The organism is Paraglaciecola marina (assembly GCF_004360155.1).
GTDB lineage: Bacteria > Pseudomonadota > Gammaproteobacteria > Enterobacterales > Alteromonadaceae > Paraglaciecola > Paraglaciecola marina.
The window spans coordinates 26,201-42,978 of record NZ_ML178720.1; the positions used below are offsets into that span (position 1 = coordinate 26,201).

Here is a 16,778-nt window from a genome sequence, read left to right on the forward strand (position 1 = left end):
TTATTCAGATATACTTAAGAACAGCTTAAGATTGTCTGAAAAATAAGTAGCTTGGCAAACATTCAGTACTTCTAAAGCAAACCTTAAGTTTGATACTAGAAAATTACAAAAAATTTAATTGAAACAGGTAGATATGAAAGTCCTATTGGTTGAAGACTCAGCGTCACTTCGTAGAAGTTTGACTACCGGATTAAAAAATTTGGGGTTTACGGTAGACGATACCGCCGACGGTTCTGAGGCCTTAAGCATGGCACTCACCGGCAACTACGAAGTCATAGTGTTAGACATTATGTTGCCAAGTATCGATGGCATAACCTTGTTAAAAACTCTACGCCAAAATAACAATGATACTCGAGTGTTATTACTTTCTGCTAAAAGCGCCCCAGAAGATAGAGTAAAAGGGTTACTAGCTGGTGCAGACGACTACCTCACCAAACCTTTTTCATTCGACGAATTACATGCACGTTTATTATCTTTATTGCGCCGTGGCACTTTACGGAAAAATATAGATAAAATAGATATCAACGGTATAACCTTAGACCTGCAGTTAAAGACTCTGCGCTGCAATAACAAGTTTATTGATTTAACACCCAATGAATACAAGATAGTAGAATGTATGTTCACCAACCAAAACACCATAGTGACCGCTGAAAAGCTCAGTGAACATATTTCAGGTCAATATGACGCTGTATCCAAAAATTCCATCGAAGCCCATTTATCTTCAGCCAGAAAAAAAACCAAAGTATCAGGAGGTGAGTTACCTATTCACACTAAACGCGGTTTTGGGTACATGATTTCAGAATGAAACCCCAATCAATTCATCGCACCCTAGTCCGTTCGTTATCGGTATCACTGACCTTAGTCATCATCGCTATACTGTTAGTAACTGATATAGCCGTTGATACTTGGGTGCATGGTGAGTTTGAACGGGCCATGGAAAACAAAACCAAATTGTTAACTACCCTAGTCAGTGAAAATCAAGAAGGTATAGAGTTCGATTTTGCAGGTGAGTTTATGCCTGAATTTGAAGGTGAAGAAGATCCTGAATATTTCCAACTTTGGCATAACTCAAGTGTATTTGAACGCTCGCATACACTTGAACTCTTTGGCAACAAAGCATTCGCCAACATTGGATTAAAACTAGGTGAAAAAAGAGTTAAAGAAATCACTCTACCCGATGGCCGCTCTGGATTAATTTTATATTATCGATTTTTACCTCAGGTCAATTCAACCCATCGAGCTGCATTTAAAAGCTTTTTAAAAGAGTCTGGTACTACTCAAAGTTCAATGCTTATCGCATATGCTATGTCAGCTGAAAAATTAGAATTTATCGCTTATCTAATTGATATCAGCTTTATTGTAGCTGCGCTTATCGTAGTGTTGATGGTGCGAATTTTAGTCACCCGTGCTGTCAGAAGTGGACTACAGCCCTTAAACGAGCTGACCGAGAATATTAAAGGTATGAGCTTGGCAGACAAAACTACAGAGCTAATTTCTAATCAGCAAGTCGAAGAGTTGCAACCTATACAGCAAAGCCTTAACACTTTCATCCGAGAAAACAGAAGCTTATATCAAAAAGAGCAACGATTAGCATCTGACATTGCCCATGAACTAAAAACCCCCATTGCTGAACTAGTGAGCATGGCCGAAGTAGCCATTCGTTTTCCTGAAGACAAAAAGTTCCTCGAAACCTTTACTCCAGAAGTATTAAATGTGGGTAAAAGACTACAACATGTAGTATCTAATATTTTGCTATTACACCGGTATAGCAGTGACGCATTTGAAAGCACTGACGTTTTCGATTTAACTCAAGTAATACAACGTTTAATCGAATCGGATCAACAGCGTATTAGCTATTCAGGCAACGAAAACATTCCCCCTTTAACTTCAAATTTATTCGCAGTTGAAACCATACTTGGCAACCTAATCAACAACGCTTTAGTTTACAGCCCGGCAAATAGCTTGATTTTTCTCAGTGCAAGTCAAAACATTGAGAATACGGTATGCATTACGATTACAAACATATGCACAGAACCTTTAGTAGAAGAAGATCTAAAAGCGATGTTTGATCCACTTTGGCAAAAAGATAGCGCCCGCACTAGCACGTCTAACTTTGGCCTAGGGCTTTCCATAGTTAAATCTTTTTGTGCAGCCCTCGACGGAAGTATTTCTGTTGCCTTAGATAATGGCAGCATTAGCTTCACCGTATCCTTACCTCAACAGCCAACTCCTTAAGGTTACATACAAGTTTAATCGTCGAGGATTTCAGTTTAAGCCCAGCGAAGTATCAGCCTTGATATGAACCAGCTATCAGGACTGGCAAAAGATTTAGGCTCTGCCCTAGTGACGCTTAGCCTTATTTTAGTGGCTACATTTTGGGGGTATGTAACCTTAGTACTTTAATTACCGAAATGTACAAAAAATAATATTTGAGGCTACCCGTGTAAACTATTCAAGATCTAAATAGCCTATGTAAGCATTCAAAGGGGCCTGAGTTATTTTAAAGTCCCTACTCTTCATTAGTAATAAGCTAGAGAGCAAAAGTAAATTTTATACATAAAGTTTGAAGTAGTAGTTTTATACGTCCTTAATGACGTATTTTTACCTTGTTAACTTTAAGTGGTACAAGCCACTTCAACCAGTTTAAGGTTTTTTTATGGTGTCTCTGGTTGCCATTATGCTTGAATACATAGATACACAAAAAGGCACCATATAGGTAGTGATCACCTTAAACCAGTTTAGTTCAGCGTCACCCACAAAGGCTTCACCTTGATTTATAAGGGTTAGCAAACTACCGACAATTATGCTGATGTAAATGGCTGTTTTTAACTGTTTTTTCGTGATGGCCATATCAAGCGTTCACCTGTTTCTATCTTNAACTGTTTTTTCGTGATGGCCATATCAAGCGTTCACCTGTTTCTATCTTGTTGCACAGTAGACCTTTTTTACTGTAAAAACTTTCATTTTCTATTACCTATAGTTTTGGCAACCTAATTAATAATCATGATTAACTGCCCAAGGTAGCGGGCTGTAATACACACGTATAACCTGTGATTACGCCCTTACATTGACAGGTACTAAGCAAGTTGTTTATGGTTTCGAAACATAATCCAAAAACTGTAAGAATTTGTATGTCCAACACACGACGCCGCTTTCTTGGTGCACTTAGCCTAGTCCCATTAACCTTTGCCAAGTCTAACTTAGTATTTGGGCAAACAAGCCTGCCCAAGTGTGAAACCGAAAACTTAGAAAAAGGGGCGTGGCGTGCTAAGATCACCGCCCAAGATATTAGTATTACGCTCATCAATAGCCAAAATCACTTTAAGCCTGCTGAAGCGCTATCAATATATGCAGAGTATAAAGATAGCGAGTCCCCTAGCAAACCTAGTTACTTAGATGTGTATGCTGATGACCAATTTGTAACAAGTGCATTTGGTTCAAAAAAAGCACCGCTAAACCCCGAAATAAAAATTACAATAAAAGATGGGCGACCCAATACAGACTTTGTGGTGAATGATATATTGCAAAATATCGATATACCTGGGAACACCATTAGATATGAGAGTAAAGAGCCAGGGCAGAAAGGGCAGTATATTGTAAACGGTAGGTCAATAACCCAAAGCTCATTGGCTACTTTGCACCTTATGACAGATGGCGCATCACCGAATATCAATAAAGTGGTTGACGCGGACATATCACAAAGCAAAATGAAGGTAAGCTTTGATTTTGATCCCTTGCTTCTTTCACAAAAGCTCATACTTGCTTATACCTTTGAAGACAGGCCTATGTATTATCTAGATATCCCATCCAAGGGATTGCTAGAGCTCATCAAAGAATCCTTATCACTGCATATCCCCTTAACTAAAAAACTAGCCCAAAACATGTGTGAATATGATGATTGTTTTGTTACCAGTGCAACATGTGGCCATATTGGTCTTACGGATGATTGCTGGGAGTTAACGCAATTAAGAGCTTTTCGAGATAATTATCTTTTGACATTGCCTAACGGCAAATCACTGGTCGATAAATATTACGACACTGCACCTAAATTACTGCAGGTTATCAATAACAAGGAGTACAAATCCAATATACTCTTGAGTCTATATTTTAAAGATATTCTGCCGTCGGCAATTTTGGCAAGGTTCAAGTTAAATAAGCTCGCTCTTTGGCGCTATAAAGCCATGATGAAACGGTTAGAAGAGCAATATTTGAATGTATAGACAATAGCCTTAAAAACCATAATAAACTGGGGGGTATTAAGTAAAGCTGTTGATCCGTTTATGGCATTTACTGGATTTTGCCCCCAAAGCCTCACTTATAAGGTAAGAGTAACCCGCCAATGTTTGCCAAAAGCAAACTTAGGTAATCACATTATTGGTATAATTTTTACCTAAAAAATAGGCCCACCTCAACAAATTAACTGGCTGATCCTACCTAACTGATACCACAAACCCTGTATACTAGTCGCCGAACTCATATTCTTGATATGGGAAAACTTATTCTTATACTCATGGTCATAGTAAAAAGTATATTGACACTCAGCACGGACACATCAGTGATAATTAGCCACAAACACAAATTTATATTCATCAAAACCATAAAAACAGCCGGTACCAGTATCGAGCATTACCTCTCGCAATTCTGTGGTGAAGAGGATGTACTAACGCCTCTTTTTCCTAGAGTGGAGCCCCACAAAGCGCAGCATCATAAAGGGTTGTGGAACCCATTACCTGAGCTAGGTAAAGTCCCCACAAAAGAGAAAGTGTCTATTATGTGGGATTTGATGAAAGCCAAAAAATTCCGTAATCATTCCTCTGCCATGAATGTTAAACACCGTATTCCAACTCGTATCTGGAATAGCTATTACAAATTTTGTGTTGACCGTAACCCATGGGACAAGTCTTTATCTCAATATCATATGAGACGAAAGCGCCAAGGTAACACCATGACATTCGACCAATATCTAGACTACGGTAAACTTTGCCATAATGCTCCCAAATACCTAGATAACACAGGCGCTTTAATGGTGGACCGCGTTCTAAAATTTGAAGAGTTGGAACAGCACCTAGGTGAAGTATTTAAAGAGCTTGCTATTCCCTTTGAAAATGGCCTAAACGTGAGGGCAAAAGGTGCTTACCGAGCCGACAAGCGGCCATATCAAGAAGTGTATACCCCTGCACAAAAAGATCATATTGCAAGGGCCTTTTCGCGAGAAATAGCTATGCACGGATATGAGTTTTAGACTCAGAGTTAAACCGATAACTGATACACGCACATGTTGACGGCACTTGCTAAATTCAGTGAATCTATAGTGCCATTGCCGGGTATGGTAAAAGCCTCAGCATCACATTGATTTAGTGCATCTTTTGGTACACCACGGGCTTCGTTACCGAATAAGTAACAATCGTATTGGGAAAATTCAGCAGTATTGATAGGCTTACCTTGCATGTCTAGGTAAGCAAATTTTGTAAAGCGCTTTTGTAACGCGTCAAGCTCAACATCAAGCTCAATGGGCACATGAAAAATGGCCCCCATACTCGCCCTAACTACCTTAGGGTTGTATGGATCCACACTGTTGGCGCTTAGCAGTAGTTTAAAGTTCCCAAACCAGGCTAGGCTTCGTAGTATTGTTCCTAAATTCCCGGGGTCTTGCACCTCATGTAGATAAATACAAAGCTCTTCCTTTGAGGTACTTTGCTCACTTTCTGCTGCTTTTGGTAAAGGCACACAAGCAATAATACCTTGGGGTGACTTAGTATTACTTAACTGCGCCATTTGCTTGGTAGTCACTACCACCAGCGTAAAATCAAACTGCAGCGACCCAGTCCAGTCTTGGTAGTCCTCGGTAACATATAAGGTGATATTGTTAAGGTCTTTTTGAGACAGTGCTGCTTTTTGTAACTCAAGTATTAGGTGTTCACCTTCTACTAGGTAATAACCAAGTTGCGAACGGTATTTCTTTTGGTGCAGCTTTTTTACGTCGTCTAATTTCATATCACCTTGCCTAACTACCCTGATAGGGGTTTCAATTGGCTGAATTATAACTGTTTGCTCAATTCAAGTCAGGCTAAAACCTTAATTGCAAATAAAGGGGTGATTTGTCAGCCCAATGAATTGGAAAATACCCGCTGCGGGCTTACAATATGCATCGTTTTAGCGTGAGCAATAGGTGAATAAAAAATGGCCCAATCAGCAAGCAGTAAAAAATGGATGGACGAACACGTCAGTGATCCTTATGTAAAAAAAGCCCAAGCTGATGGCTATCGCTCTCGCGCAAGTTATAAACTCATTGAAATAAACAACAAAGACAAGCTCTTCAAAAGTGGCGACTCTGTGATGGATTTAGGTGCCGCTCCCGGCGGTTGGTCACAAGTCATAGCCCCTGTGATCGGAGATTCAGGGCAGCTAATTTCTTCTGATATTTTGCCTATGGACAGCATTATAGGTGCACACTTTATTCAAGGTGACTTCACCGAAGAATCTGTGTACCACCAAATATTAGAAGCCCTAGATAACAAAAAAGTGGATGTGGTGGTCTCAGACATGGCCCCAAATTTAAGCGGCGTAAAAACCACAGACCAATACTCTTCAATTTATTTAGTTGAGCTTGCTTTAGATATGGCCCGTAATGTCCTTAAATCTAATGGCAGCTTTTGCGCTAAGGTGTTTCAAGGGGTGGGTTACGAAGCTTATGTTAAAGATGTACGTGCATCTTTTAATAAAGTAGTTATCCGCAAACCCGAGGCATCACGCCCCCGCTCACGTGAAGTTTACGTAGTCGCTAAAGGCTTTAAAGGTTAATACTTTTAGCCTTAACGCCCAAACCCTAGGTTAAACATCTATCTATCACAGCGCGGCTGATTTAAAATAACAACGCCCTGACAGAGAGGCTGTCCGGCGTTTTCAAGAGTAAGTCTACTATGCTGCGTTTAACTGATATCAAATTACCCCTAAACCATGACGAACAAGCCATTGAGCTTGCCATTTTAAGCAAACTTAACATTACTCAAAATGAGCTTGTGTCTTTTGATATGTTCAAACGTGGTTACGATGCCCGTAATAACAAAAATATTCAGCTCATCTACACCTTAGACGTTGAAGTAACGAACCAAGACGCCCTACTCGCCCAATTTGAAAAAGACCAGCATGTACGCTTAACCCCAGACATGGACTATAAGTTTGTTACCCAAGCACCTAAAGACTTAGAGGAACGCCCTGTAGTAGTCGGTCTTGGGCCTTGCGGTTTACTTGCGGCTCTTACCCTTGCGCAAATGGGCTTTAAACCTATTATTTTAGAGCGCGGTAAAGTAGTACGGGAACGCACCAAAGATACCTTTGGTTTTTGGCGTAAAAAGAATGATCTCAACCCAGAGTCAAATGTGCAATTTGGAGAAGGCGGTGCTGGTACATTTTCTGATGGCAAGCTTTACAGCCAAATAAAAGATCCTAAACACTATGGTCGCAAGGTACTAAAAGAGTTTGTGAAAGCCGGTGCCCCAGAAGAAATCATGTACGTTAGCAAACCTCATATCGGCACCTATAAACTCATCAATATGATGGAGGCCATGCGTAAAACCATTATTGAGCTAGGGGGAGAGTTTCGCTTTAGTACCCGAGTTGAAAAGCTTGATTTTGAAGGCCAAGATGACGCTGACAAGGACACTCGTAAAATCAAAGGATTATTCCTGTCTGGCAACCAGTACCTCAGCTGTAAGCACGTTATTTTAGCCATAGGCCACAGTGCTCGCGATACCTTTGAAGCCCTTTATAAACAAGGCGTATACATAGAAGCTAAGCCTTTTTCTGTAGGCTTTAGGATTGAGCACAGGCAAACCATGATAGACAGCTGTCGCTTTGGCGATAACGTCGGCCATCCAATTTTAGGAACAGCCGACTACAAACTAGTACATCACTGCAAGAATGGACGTTCTGTTTATAGTTTTTGTATGTGCCCAGGAGGAACAGTGGTAGCTGCGGCCTCTGAGCCAAACCGCGTGGTTACCAATGGCATGAGCCAATATACAAGGCACGAAAGCAACGCGAATAGTGCTATTGTTGTGGGCATCACCCCTGAAAAAGACTATCCAGATCACCCCTTAGCTGGCATAGAGTTACAACGTAACTTAGAGTCATTAGCCTTTAAGGTTGGCGGTGAAAACTACCACGCTCCCGCCCAATACATAGGTGACTTTTTAGCGAATCAATCAAGTGCAACCACAGCAGAAGGCGAAATAAAGCCTTCGTACACTCCTGGTATAACACTTACCGATTTAAGCAAAGTAGTACCTGACTTTGTTACTGAGGCTATTCGTGAAGCCATACCCGCCTTTGATAAAAAGATAAAAGGTTTTGCTCGCGCAGACGGGCTATTAACTGGAGTGGAAACCCGCACCTCATCACCTATTTGTATTAAACGAGACAAAAGCTTTCAAAGTGTCAACGTACAAGGTTTATACCCAGCAGGAGAAGGTGCAGGTTACGCAGGCGGAATTTGGTCTGCAGGCATAGACGGTATCCGTATAGCTGAAGCCGTAGCTTTAGATATAGTCAAAGACTAGTTTACTCTCAAAAGCTAATAGGATTCGCCTACAGACAACTGAGTGTAATGGCCTCTTAAGGTGCCTAAAAATTCTGGAACCTCTTTACTTGTGCCTTGGGGCATTAACCAAAATTTTGCTTTGTGGGTGATGATCCTCTCGGTGATAACGCTGTAATCAATATCAAAAACACTTGGACTCTCGCCTTTTGGGGGCGTCACCGTGACATCTACTTGCCAGTAATTATGGGAGTCTGGTTCAACTACTTGAGTGATTTTTTGTTGCCAAACCTTAGCCCCAGAATTTTGTGAGTGAACATTCACATTCTTTATAACGTAATCATGAAGGTTACCTATAGTAGGCGCTGTGCTAAGTGCCGCACCTAACCGGTTATTGGGTAGCCGCAAAGTTAACAGGACTGAGTCTGGTAATACATTCACCTCGACTTGCGAGGATGACATGGGATGCCCATGACTCACTTGGGTAAAAAATAGTAGGCAAAACGCCACATAGCATAAGCATGCTATGGACGTTTTGTTATTAATGTAGCTTTTCATTTAAGGGGTAAACCTATTAAAGATCGAAGTTTCCGCCGTAATCTAGCTCTTTATCACGCCAGATACTATGGTAATGATTGTCACTAAACACCACACCACCTTGAACAGTAAACTCAATCCAAATATTTGGACCGTCAATTCTTGCGTAAGAGTCTTGAGTGGTTATATCTGGGTATGAACCATAAGCAATGTAAGTTAAGTCTAACTGCTCATCACTTGTGTAATTAGCAAACTGGCCAGTTCCGTTTGCATCGCCAGCGTAAGCTTCTATTACAGCAATCACTAGATCTTTTTGTGCATCGCTTAGCTCTGCAACACTTAAACCTTCTTGCTCTTCAGGGTAATTACCATCGTCTTGAGGGCCAACTAATACGTCGTCATATACATCTGGTAATAAAGCTGTTACTAACTGCCCAGAATCAAGGCTGTCAAATAAAGCAACTAAGGCTTCTTGATGCTGTGCCATTGGTGAGTATGTTTCGCCGCCATCAGTCCACGTTACCGGCTCTACCGCAACAAAGTTAGGGGTTAAGCTAACTGGCTCTGCATTGTAGCTTGCGAAAAATGTGTAATGGTGGCCAGCAAATTCAACAATCCAAGCTTCGTCTGTTGAAGGTGTACCTAAAAAGGCGACTGCGTAGTTATCTTCACCGTAAACATTGCCATCAAATGTGCTTAGATATTCGTCTGCTAAACGAATTTCTTCCATGGTTTGATTACCTTGGTCACTTAAGGCGGCATCTAGTAATGCTTCTGCCGCTTCTTGCGCTTCATCGCTCAGGTCGTCAATTAGGATACCGTTATAGTCGAATGAACCTGCAGGTAAGTTAGACCAAGATTCAGTGGCATTGGTCTCAGTTAAATCGTTCAGCATAGTATCGACTTGTGTAGTAGTCAGAGTCGAAAGTAGGTTTTCGGCCAAACATGTCATTAGCTCAACTTGCACAGTTAGCTCGCTACAGTCTGCGTAGGTATAAGCGCTTTCTGTCTCTTCGGTTTCTGAATCGACTGGATCAACTATGGTGTCTGTGGAGTCTGAGCTACCGCAACTCGTCATGAGCACAAGCAGTGAAGTATTAATAAGCAAACTTGTTTTTGAGAATAAAGGTTTTAGTTTAAACATGCCAGAAGGCACTCCTATAGTTTAAATAAAATGTAAAAGTAAAATCCGTGCTCAAACTTAAGGGCATTGAACCCGGTGTATTTTGTTGGTTAATTTAAGGCTAATCCTCAGCCTACAAACTTAAGGTCGTCCAAATTTGAAAAGGGGCGGCTTGGTCACTGCAAACTTGCAAAGAAAGAGAGCGCATTACATGAACAGGCCTTCCACCGCGGCCTTCTTTTTTATGGTTCATGTTAGCTGTCACACAAAGTTCAGGATTGGCAACTAGCACTAGATGCCCATCTTGCTGTAACGAAAATTCTTGATTGCTGGCGCCATTACATTTAGCCAGCTCAATTGCTGCACTAGCTTGCAACGATGAGGCCTGCATACACACATCAAAATAAGGAAGTTTGAACATGTTTTCCTTGATAAGGGCAGGATCAAAACTTTGGTCCTCTAACAAACGACCTTTGTAGTCATAACAAGTATGGGCTTGTAAACCTTTATTAAGCGGTGCGCGGGTGCCTTGTCCTCCGGCTACATCAAGGCAATAACCTCTAGCCTCATCAATATCATCCACAAGCCTTACTTCTACTAACTTCTCACTGCTCTGAACAGCAGCAGATAAACATAGCAAGCATGTTAAAAGGAACATGCCAATGGATTGATGTTTTTTCATAATCATTACCTTGGTTAAAATTTTTTTAAACAGGCCCAGTGTCATCTTTAAGGTTAATTACTTAACCATGAATAACTTGCACATTATTTACACTTTATATGGCCGTTTAAGCAGGCACCTGCTGTTAACTAATTGTGACTTTAGGGGTAAAATTTACGGTGTAAAGGTAGGTAAGTCGTCCAAATGGCGTTATTTGGACTTTTATTTTGTAGTAGATGTTTGTCTTTATAAATTATGGCAGCAGTAGGGGTTTAGGTTTGTTTGAAATAGAAAGTATTACCTGGGAAATGAGTATTATTGGGTTGTCGCTTACCTTGTTCACCGTATTCAATATTACTGCTAAGTCTTACGTTCATAAAACAGATATTCTTTTATGTGGTTGGTTATTCGTCCTAAACACCCCGCTACTACATACTTTATTAACCCATTTTGATGTGCACTCTGCGCCTTTTAATATGTTAACCAACCCAATGCTTAATCTGTTACATGGGCCTATTTTATATTTTTATGTACGAACCTTAATAAGTGACAAGTCACTTAGCTCAAAGTCAGATTTATTGCATTTATTGCCATTTGCCATTATGTATCCACTCTTTATGTTGATGGCACATCCAAAGCCTATGGTGCCTCTTCCGAACAGTGCTGATAACAAAGTCGGTCCTATAGGAGAGCATGGAATTACCAGTCTATTTGAACCAGTTTTTGTGCATTTTGGGCTTATTAATGGGCTTATATTTGTGATTTATTCTATTTTGACCATCAGCCTTTTGATAACCCATCAAAGAAAAATTTCTGAATTATTTTCACAAAATGACAGCAGAATTAGCTTAAGTTGGGTATACGCATTACCTGGAACCTTTGCACTTATGGTCATCATTAATGTCATAAATGAAGAAGTGTTAAACCCAGCTTCTCAAGCTTCAGCCCATACCCTTCACATGCTCTCTTTTTTAATAATTAGCACAGTGCTGTGTTTCTTTGGTGTAAAACAAAAACCCGTATTTTACTTTAGGGGACTGTCAGCAACCAAAGAAGATACCCTACAAAAAGCTGCGCCAGTTGATTTGCCACAACAAGATAACTGTAAAGAAGATAATAGCCCTCTGAGTAAAGAAGCAATTCAAGATATCATTAATAAAATGAATACCTACATGCAGACCCAAAAGCCCTTCCTAGAGCCAGAATTTACAGTTTATGCTCTGGCTGATGAATTAAATATCCCAAGGCGGATGCTATCTCTTGTGCTAAGTAGTGGCTTATCTACAAACTTCTATCAGTATGTTAATGAGTTTAGAGTAAGCGAGGTAAAAGCCTTGCTAGAATCCCAAAACGGTCCTCAAACGACTATTTTAGATCTGGCGTTTCAGGCGGGCTTTAAATCTAAATCTAGCTTCAATAGCCTATTCAAACAACACTGCAACCAAACGCCTACTCAATACCGTAAAATGCTAATAACAAAGGCAGCCAGCCAAGCCTAGTATTCAAAGATATAAACTTGGATTTTACACTTCAGCTTCTAGATCATTACTATCGTACTCTTCTGCATCATTATCTAATAATTTAGATTTTGATGCTGAGCTATATAAGGTAAAAAAGGTTCGTTTAGTTCTTGATAAACGTACGTATTTGATCCACGTTTTTTCAAGCTTTGAATCAGCTTCAAGTTTACCTGTCACCGCTTGTACAAAATGAATTTCGGCGTCAGTCTCGGGGGTCACATCCCCCATTTCTAAGGCTAAAAGGGTATGGCCATAGGTACTTAAGATTTCTGATTCAGTAATACTAAAGTCACCGGATTTTCTAAAGCCATATTTGAAATTTAGCGGGTCAAGGTAGGTTTTACTGCCAGGTCGAACGTTAAAAGTATCCACTTTATTTGCTCCTAGAGATCTACAGCTTTGTTGGTTGTTAAAACAGCACCGTTTTAAACAAAAATGTACAGGAAGAAAAACAAATAATTTTTACTATGACGACAAGTTTTTTAACTTAATAAATTTAGGATTTAATGCACGATATGAAGCACAAAAGATATGTCGATGACATCGACATATCTTTAATGGGATTGAACGGCAGTTAGCGCCTTAGCGCCCAGATAACTGGGTGTGAATAGCGTTTTTGTATGCTTCTAAGCCAGGTATTAAGGCCGTAATAACTGTGGCAGCAGTAATAACAGCAGACAACTTGAGTAAGTCCATAGAGAATACATTGTTACTTAAAAATAAGCCGTACTCTGCAGTTAACCAACTGTCTAGTAAGGTGAGTAATAAGGTCACAAACCCTATTGAAAACACCAATGCCAATAAGCTGATGATGAGCGCCTCTAAAATAATTAGCGAAACAATTAGTTTAGGTGATGCCCCGAGAATACGAAACACAGCAATTTCTCTTTGCCTTTCGTTCATGGTGGCTAACAACATAGTGGCTAAGCCAAATAGCGATGCCAATAAAACTAAATAACCAATAACCTGCAATAGGTTTTCAACATTCGCCATCAATTGCCACAGCTGAGCCATCGCCACCCCGGGCAGCACGGCCATCAACCTATCTTTTTTGTAATTATTGATTTGCCTCTGTAGTGTAAACGTGGCGAACTTGTTGTTTAACCCCAACATCATAGCGGTAATGCTTTTAGGTGATGCTAGCTGCGTATCAGGGTTATCTACCAATTTTTTTAATTGGCTAGGGGGTAAATGAATAGCATCGATAGCTGCCAAACTCACATGCACGGTTTTATCTACTGGTGTGCCCGTTGCGGCCAAAATACCACTTACAGTAAATGGCGCTTGGTCATGATTCACAAAGCTAGTACTACCAATGCCGTGGGCTATTACTATTTTATCACCTTGCTTGTATCCTAACTCTTTGGCTACGTCGGCACCTAGTACAGTTTCGAATGGACTGGCGAATTCTTTACCCGCGGCCATAGTGAGGGGCTTATCACTACCGTATTTAAAATATTTAAAATAATCAGTATTGGTACCCATCACGCGAAAACCACGATGGGAGTCACCCAAAGAGACTGGAATAGCCCAAGCCACAGATTTATTGGCCTTTAACATAGTAAAACTATTGTAATCGATATTATTAGTAGGGCTCCCCATTCTAAATACCGAGTACAAAAGTAAGTTTAATTCACCACTAGGTGCACCTACTATTAAATCCACACCGGATATGGTTCGGTTGAAACTTTCTTTTGCTTGCAAGCGTATATGCTCAACGCTTATCAAGACACTAATACTCACCACTAAAGATAAGAACGTTAGAAATACAGTCTTTCTTCGGCTAACTAAACTGCTCCACGCGATTGAAGTAAGCATTAACCAACCACCTCATCACTGATGCCATTGCAAAATGATGTAATTGGCGTACGTAACGAAAAAAATGGCTCTAGACCAGTATCATGACTCACAAAAATCATGGTGGTGTTGTGAGCCTGACACATTTCTAATAGCAAGGTCATAAATCCATGTTTAGCAGAGTTATCAAGTGCTGAGGTTGGCTCATCAATTAAGAGTAATTTAGGCGCATTAATAAAGGCTCGCATAATCGCCACCCTTTGCTGTTGCCCCACACTTAAACTTGAAACCGGCGTATGTAAAATACTACTAGGTAACTTCAGTGCAGCCATCAGCTGTTGTAAAGATTCAACTAATTGCTGTTTTGAGGATTTAGCCAAGTACACAGCCAACTCAATGTTTTTTGCAACACTTAAGTAAGGGATCAAATTAAACTGCTGAAACACCACGCCTATATTTTCAGCTCGAAAGCGGTCTCGCCCACTGTTAGACAAGTCGCTCATTTCAGTTCCAAATAGCTTAATGCTACCCAGCTGAGGGGCCAAAATTCCTGACAGTAAATTAAGCAAGGTTGATTTGCCCGAGCCTGAGTCGCCATACAGAAATACCTGTTGGCCTATCTCAACTTTCCACTGGCTAAAGTGTAATGATTTGCTATTTGCCTGTTGCTTACCATAAGTATGCACCACATTTTGCAACTCAATGGCTGCAACTTGGTTAATTATTTTATCGTTTGAGATATTTTCTTTTAAGGTCATAAATAAGATGGAGCTAGCGCTTATTATTATTGATATGATATAACATTATTCATAGTATTACTGGTCACCCTGACAATCAATCATGAACACTAAAAAAATATGTCATTTGCAGTACCTTAGTATTGTTCTTATAGCAACACTTTGGTTCGCCAATGTAAATGTCAAAGCAGCTGAAACACAAAATTATCAAGAGGTTGAATGGATTCAGTTGATGCCACAAGATGATTTAGAAGCCTTACTCAATCCGCCAGACTATCTAGCTGATATTCAAGATGGCAGTGAGCAGGACTCGGTTGATGCTTTCTCTGGTATAACAAGTGAAGATGCAACAACCCAGCGCTTTCAACAGGCATTAACCTCCGTTAGAGTTATGACAGAATTTGATAACAAGCCCGTTAGAATTCCTGGGTTTGTCGTCCCCTTAAAGTCTGATGAGCAACAGCGAGTCACAGAGTTTTTTATTGTGCCCTACTTTGGCGCCTGCTTGCATATGCCACCTCCACCGCCTAATCAAATGATATACGGTAAGGTAGAAACCGGCTTTGAATTAGCCCAGCTGACTGAACCTTTTTGGTTTGAAGGTGTGCTGCAGATAGAAACCATAAGCAATACCACAGGTACATCTGCTTATGGTATGTCCTTGGACAATATTAAAGCTTACGAATAGAGAGTCGTTCAATGAAACTTAAACTGGTTAACTTACTATTATTGATACCTAGCACTTTGCAGGCTTTTGCTTGTGAATTTCACGGCGGTGGTTTTGGAATGGGCTCTTTTGGGCAATTTCATCCTCTTGCACAACAGCATATGAATAACTCTGCCCCAGTCGAGTTAAAAGTAACTCACGATAACCGAGTAAAAGTAACCGCAGCCACAGATGCTAAACTACAGTTACGTTACGTGGTACCTGACGACTATACCAATGCCGAAGTCATTCTAACCCCGAGCAAAAATTTGATACTGGCTGATTCATCACCTCTTAGTTTATCTAAAGATAAAGGCTTGATAGATGTCACCTTCCAAGCCACGGGGCCAGGTGAACACTTTATTATGGTTAGAATAGACGCCACACAAAGCTACAGACCCTATTCAAAAATTCAACGAGTGAGTGTAACCGCTATCTAGTTAGGCTGTATTTTCCTACAATGGGGTCACAACTAAAAAGTAAACTTAAAATCATCTTAACCTTTGTACTATGCATTGGCTTAGGTGTGTGGATTGGGCGTTTAGCCTTAGACAATTGGGCAAGCATCAAACAAGCTGTATTCCATAAAAAAACTCTGTATGCAACGTCAGATCCTGCGCTGCAATCTTTAGCCAACCAAGCTCAGCCCTTTGTCTTAAAATGGGCTTCACTGTTACCTAGAGAAGAGTATGAAGTGATTGCTCGCTATCAAACTACACAGCCTCAAAACTTAGAAGAAATGACAGCACAAGTGATGCGCTCTATCAACGCGTCTACAGACCAGAATTATCAAGATGCCTTAATCTCTACCAAAACCATGACTGAGTTTGAAAATAAAATGGTGAGTATTTCCGGGTTTATTGTTCCCATCGATTTTTATGATGATAAAAGCGTGAAAAGCTTCTTTCTTGTACCTTACTTTGGGGCTTGCATCCACTTACCCGCTCCACCGCCAAATCAAATGATATACGTTGAACTAGAGAAAAGTTTTAAAGATGTGGACATCACTAATACCTATACCTTAATGGGCAAACTCAACATAGAATTGTTTGAAGATTTAATGGGGACCTCAGCCTACACTCTAGACTTGGTTTCTATTATGCCTTTTTACGGCCAACCTGATGATTTTCGGACACACTAACCATTGTTCCAAAGAAACAT

18 protein-coding genes are annotated in these 16,778 nt (G+C 40.4%); 10 read left to right on the forward strand and 8 right to left on the reverse strand.

The genetic code is table 11. The features are described 5' to 3' along the window. Nucleotides 1-133: 133 nt before the first annotated feature. On the forward strand, nt 134-805 hold the full coding sequence (locus EOK74_RS00095; protein WP_133467792.1) for a response regulator transcription factor: 672 nt from the start codon (nt 134-136) through the stop codon (nt 803-805). Then, nucleotides 802-2,235 carry an ATP-binding protein gene (locus tag EOK74_RS00100; RefSeq protein WP_133467793.1) on the forward strand — a complete coding sequence of 478 codons (1,434 nt, stop codon included), beginning with the start codon at nt 802-804 and terminating at the stop codon, nt 2,233-2,235. Before EOK74_RS00095 ends, EOK74_RS00100 begins: the two co-directional genes overlap by 4 nt. Nucleotides 2,236-2,643: 408 nt before the next feature. On the opposite strand, the gene nrtS is transcribed toward EOK74_RS00100, so the two are convergent. Then, on the reverse strand, nt 2,644-2,850 hold the full coding sequence (gene nrtS / locus EOK74_RS00105) for a nitrate/nitrite transporter NrtS (RefSeq protein WP_133467794.1): 207 nt from the start codon (nt 2,848-2,850) through the stop codon (nt 2,644-2,646). Between the two features lie 281 nt (nt 2,851-3,131). Between nrtS and EOK74_RS00110 the strand changes: the two genes are divergently transcribed. Both EOK74_RS00110 and EOK74_RS00115 read left to right on the forward strand, forming a co-directional pair. Continuing rightward, nucleotides 3,132-4,220, forward strand: coding sequence for a CFI-box-CTERM domain-containing protein (locus EOK74_RS00110; RefSeq protein WP_133467795.1), 1,089 nt, complete (start codon nt 3,132-3,134; stop codon nt 4,218-4,220). Between the two features lie 335 nt (nt 4,221-4,555). Further along, on the forward strand, nt 4,556-5,242 hold the full coding sequence (locus EOK74_RS00115) for a sulfotransferase family 2 domain-containing protein (protein WP_133467796.1): 687 nt from the start codon (nt 4,556-4,558) through the stop codon (nt 5,240-5,242). An 8-nt stretch (nt 5,243-5,250) separates the two neighbouring features. Here EOK74_RS00115 and EOK74_RS00120 read toward each other — a convergent pair whose 3' ends face one another. After that, complete coding sequence (locus EOK74_RS00120) at nt 5,251-5,994, reverse strand: TrmH family RNA methyltransferase (protein WP_133467797.1); 744 nt, start codon at nt 5,992-5,994, stop codon at nt 5,251-5,253. Nucleotides 5,995-6,180: 186 nt separating this feature from the next. Here EOK74_RS00120 and rlmE point away from each other — a divergent pair, with 186 nt between their 5' ends. Then, nucleotides 6,181-6,801 (forward strand): 23S rRNA (uridine(2552)-2'-O)-methyltransferase RlmE, encoded by a 621-nt coding sequence (rlmE, locus tag EOK74_RS00125; RefSeq protein WP_133467798.1) that lies wholly within the window; start codon nt 6,181-6,183, stop codon nt 6,799-6,801. Nucleotides 6,802-6,920: 119 nt separating this feature from the next. Next, entirely contained in the window at nt 6,921-8,558 is a 1,638-nt protein-coding gene (locus EOK74_RS00130; protein ID WP_133467799.1) for an NAD(P)/FAD-dependent oxidoreductase, read from the forward strand. Nucleotides 8,559-8,572: 14 nt separating this feature from the next. Here the strand turns inward: EOK74_RS00130 and EOK74_RS00135 are convergent, their stop codons facing one another. The 3 genes from EOK74_RS00135 to EOK74_RS00145 all read right to left on the reverse strand — a co-directional run bounded on the left by EOK74_RS00135 (nt 8,573) and on the right by EOK74_RS00145 (nt 10,878). Beyond that, the gene (locus tag EOK74_RS00135) at nt 8,573-8,998 is read right to left on the reverse strand and encodes a hypothetical protein (RefSeq protein ID WP_133467800.1); all 426 of its coding nucleotides are present in this window, start codon (nt 8,996-8,998) and stop codon (nt 8,573-8,575) included. Nucleotides 8,999-9,110: 112 nt separating this feature from the next. Beyond that, nucleotides 9,111-10,217 carry a DUF3500 domain-containing protein gene (locus EOK74_RS00140; protein WP_133467801.1) on the reverse strand — a complete coding sequence of 369 codons (1,107 nt, stop codon included), beginning with the start codon at nt 10,215-10,217 and terminating at the stop codon, nt 9,111-9,113. A 112-nt stretch (nt 10,218-10,329) separates the two neighbouring features. Then, nucleotides 10,330-10,878 carry an RICIN domain-containing protein gene (locus tag EOK74_RS00145; protein WP_133467802.1) on the reverse strand — a complete coding sequence of 183 codons (549 nt, stop codon included), beginning with the start codon at nt 10,876-10,878 and terminating at the stop codon, nt 10,330-10,332. A gap of 257 nt (nt 10,879-11,135) precedes the next feature. Between EOK74_RS00145 and EOK74_RS00150 the strand changes: the two genes are divergently transcribed. Continuing rightward, nucleotides 11,136-12,356 (forward strand): helix-turn-helix domain-containing protein, encoded by a 1,221-nt coding sequence (locus EOK74_RS00150; protein ID WP_166638685.1) that lies wholly within the window; start codon nt 11,136-11,138, stop codon nt 12,354-12,356. A gap of 24 nt (nt 12,357-12,380) precedes the next feature. Here the strand turns inward: EOK74_RS00150 and EOK74_RS00155 are convergent, their stop codons facing one another. The 3 genes from EOK74_RS00155 to EOK74_RS00165 all read right to left on the reverse strand — a co-directional run bounded on the left by EOK74_RS00155 (nt 12,381) and on the right by EOK74_RS00165 (nt 14,932). Continuing rightward, nucleotides 12,381-12,749, reverse strand: a complete 369-nt coding sequence (locus EOK74_RS00155; RefSeq protein WP_133467804.1) for a MaoP family protein — start codon at nt 12,747-12,749, stop codon at nt 12,381-12,383. Between the two features lie 210 nt (nt 12,750-12,959). Continuing rightward, nucleotides 12,960-14,195 (reverse strand): ABC transporter permease, encoded by a 1,236-nt coding sequence (locus tag EOK74_RS00160; protein ID WP_133467805.1) that lies wholly within the window; start codon nt 14,193-14,195, stop codon nt 12,960-12,962. Further along, nucleotides 14,195-14,932 carry an ABC transporter ATP-binding protein gene (locus EOK74_RS00165; RefSeq protein ID WP_133467806.1) on the reverse strand — a complete coding sequence of 246 codons (738 nt, stop codon included), beginning with the start codon at nt 14,930-14,932 and terminating at the stop codon, nt 14,195-14,197. Before EOK74_RS00165 ends, EOK74_RS00160 begins: the two co-directional genes overlap by 1 nt. Before the next feature lie 82 nt (nt 14,933-15,014). On the opposite strand from EOK74_RS00165, the gene EOK74_RS00170 reads away from it, so the two are divergent. Genes EOK74_RS00170 through EOK74_RS00180 form a run of 3 tightly spaced genes read left to right on the forward strand, consistent with a single transcriptional unit; the run spans nt 15,015 to nt 16,758 of the window. After that, nucleotides 15,015-15,599 carry a DUF3299 domain-containing protein gene (locus tag EOK74_RS00170; RefSeq protein ID WP_133467807.1) on the forward strand — a complete coding sequence of 195 codons (585 nt, stop codon included), beginning with the start codon at nt 15,015-15,017 and terminating at the stop codon, nt 15,597-15,599. Nucleotides 15,600-15,610: 11 nt separating this feature from the next. Next, on the forward strand, nt 15,611-16,057 hold the full coding sequence (locus tag EOK74_RS00175; protein ID WP_133467808.1) for a hypothetical protein: 447 nt from the start codon (nt 15,611-15,613) through the stop codon (nt 16,055-16,057). Between the two features lie 20 nt (nt 16,058-16,077). After that, nucleotides 16,078-16,758: a DUF3299 domain-containing protein gene (locus EOK74_RS00180; protein ID WP_133467809.1), complete on the forward strand. Its 681-nt coding sequence runs from the start codon at nt 16,078-16,080 to the stop codon at nt 16,756-16,758. Nucleotides 16,759-16,778: the final 20 nt, after the last annotated feature.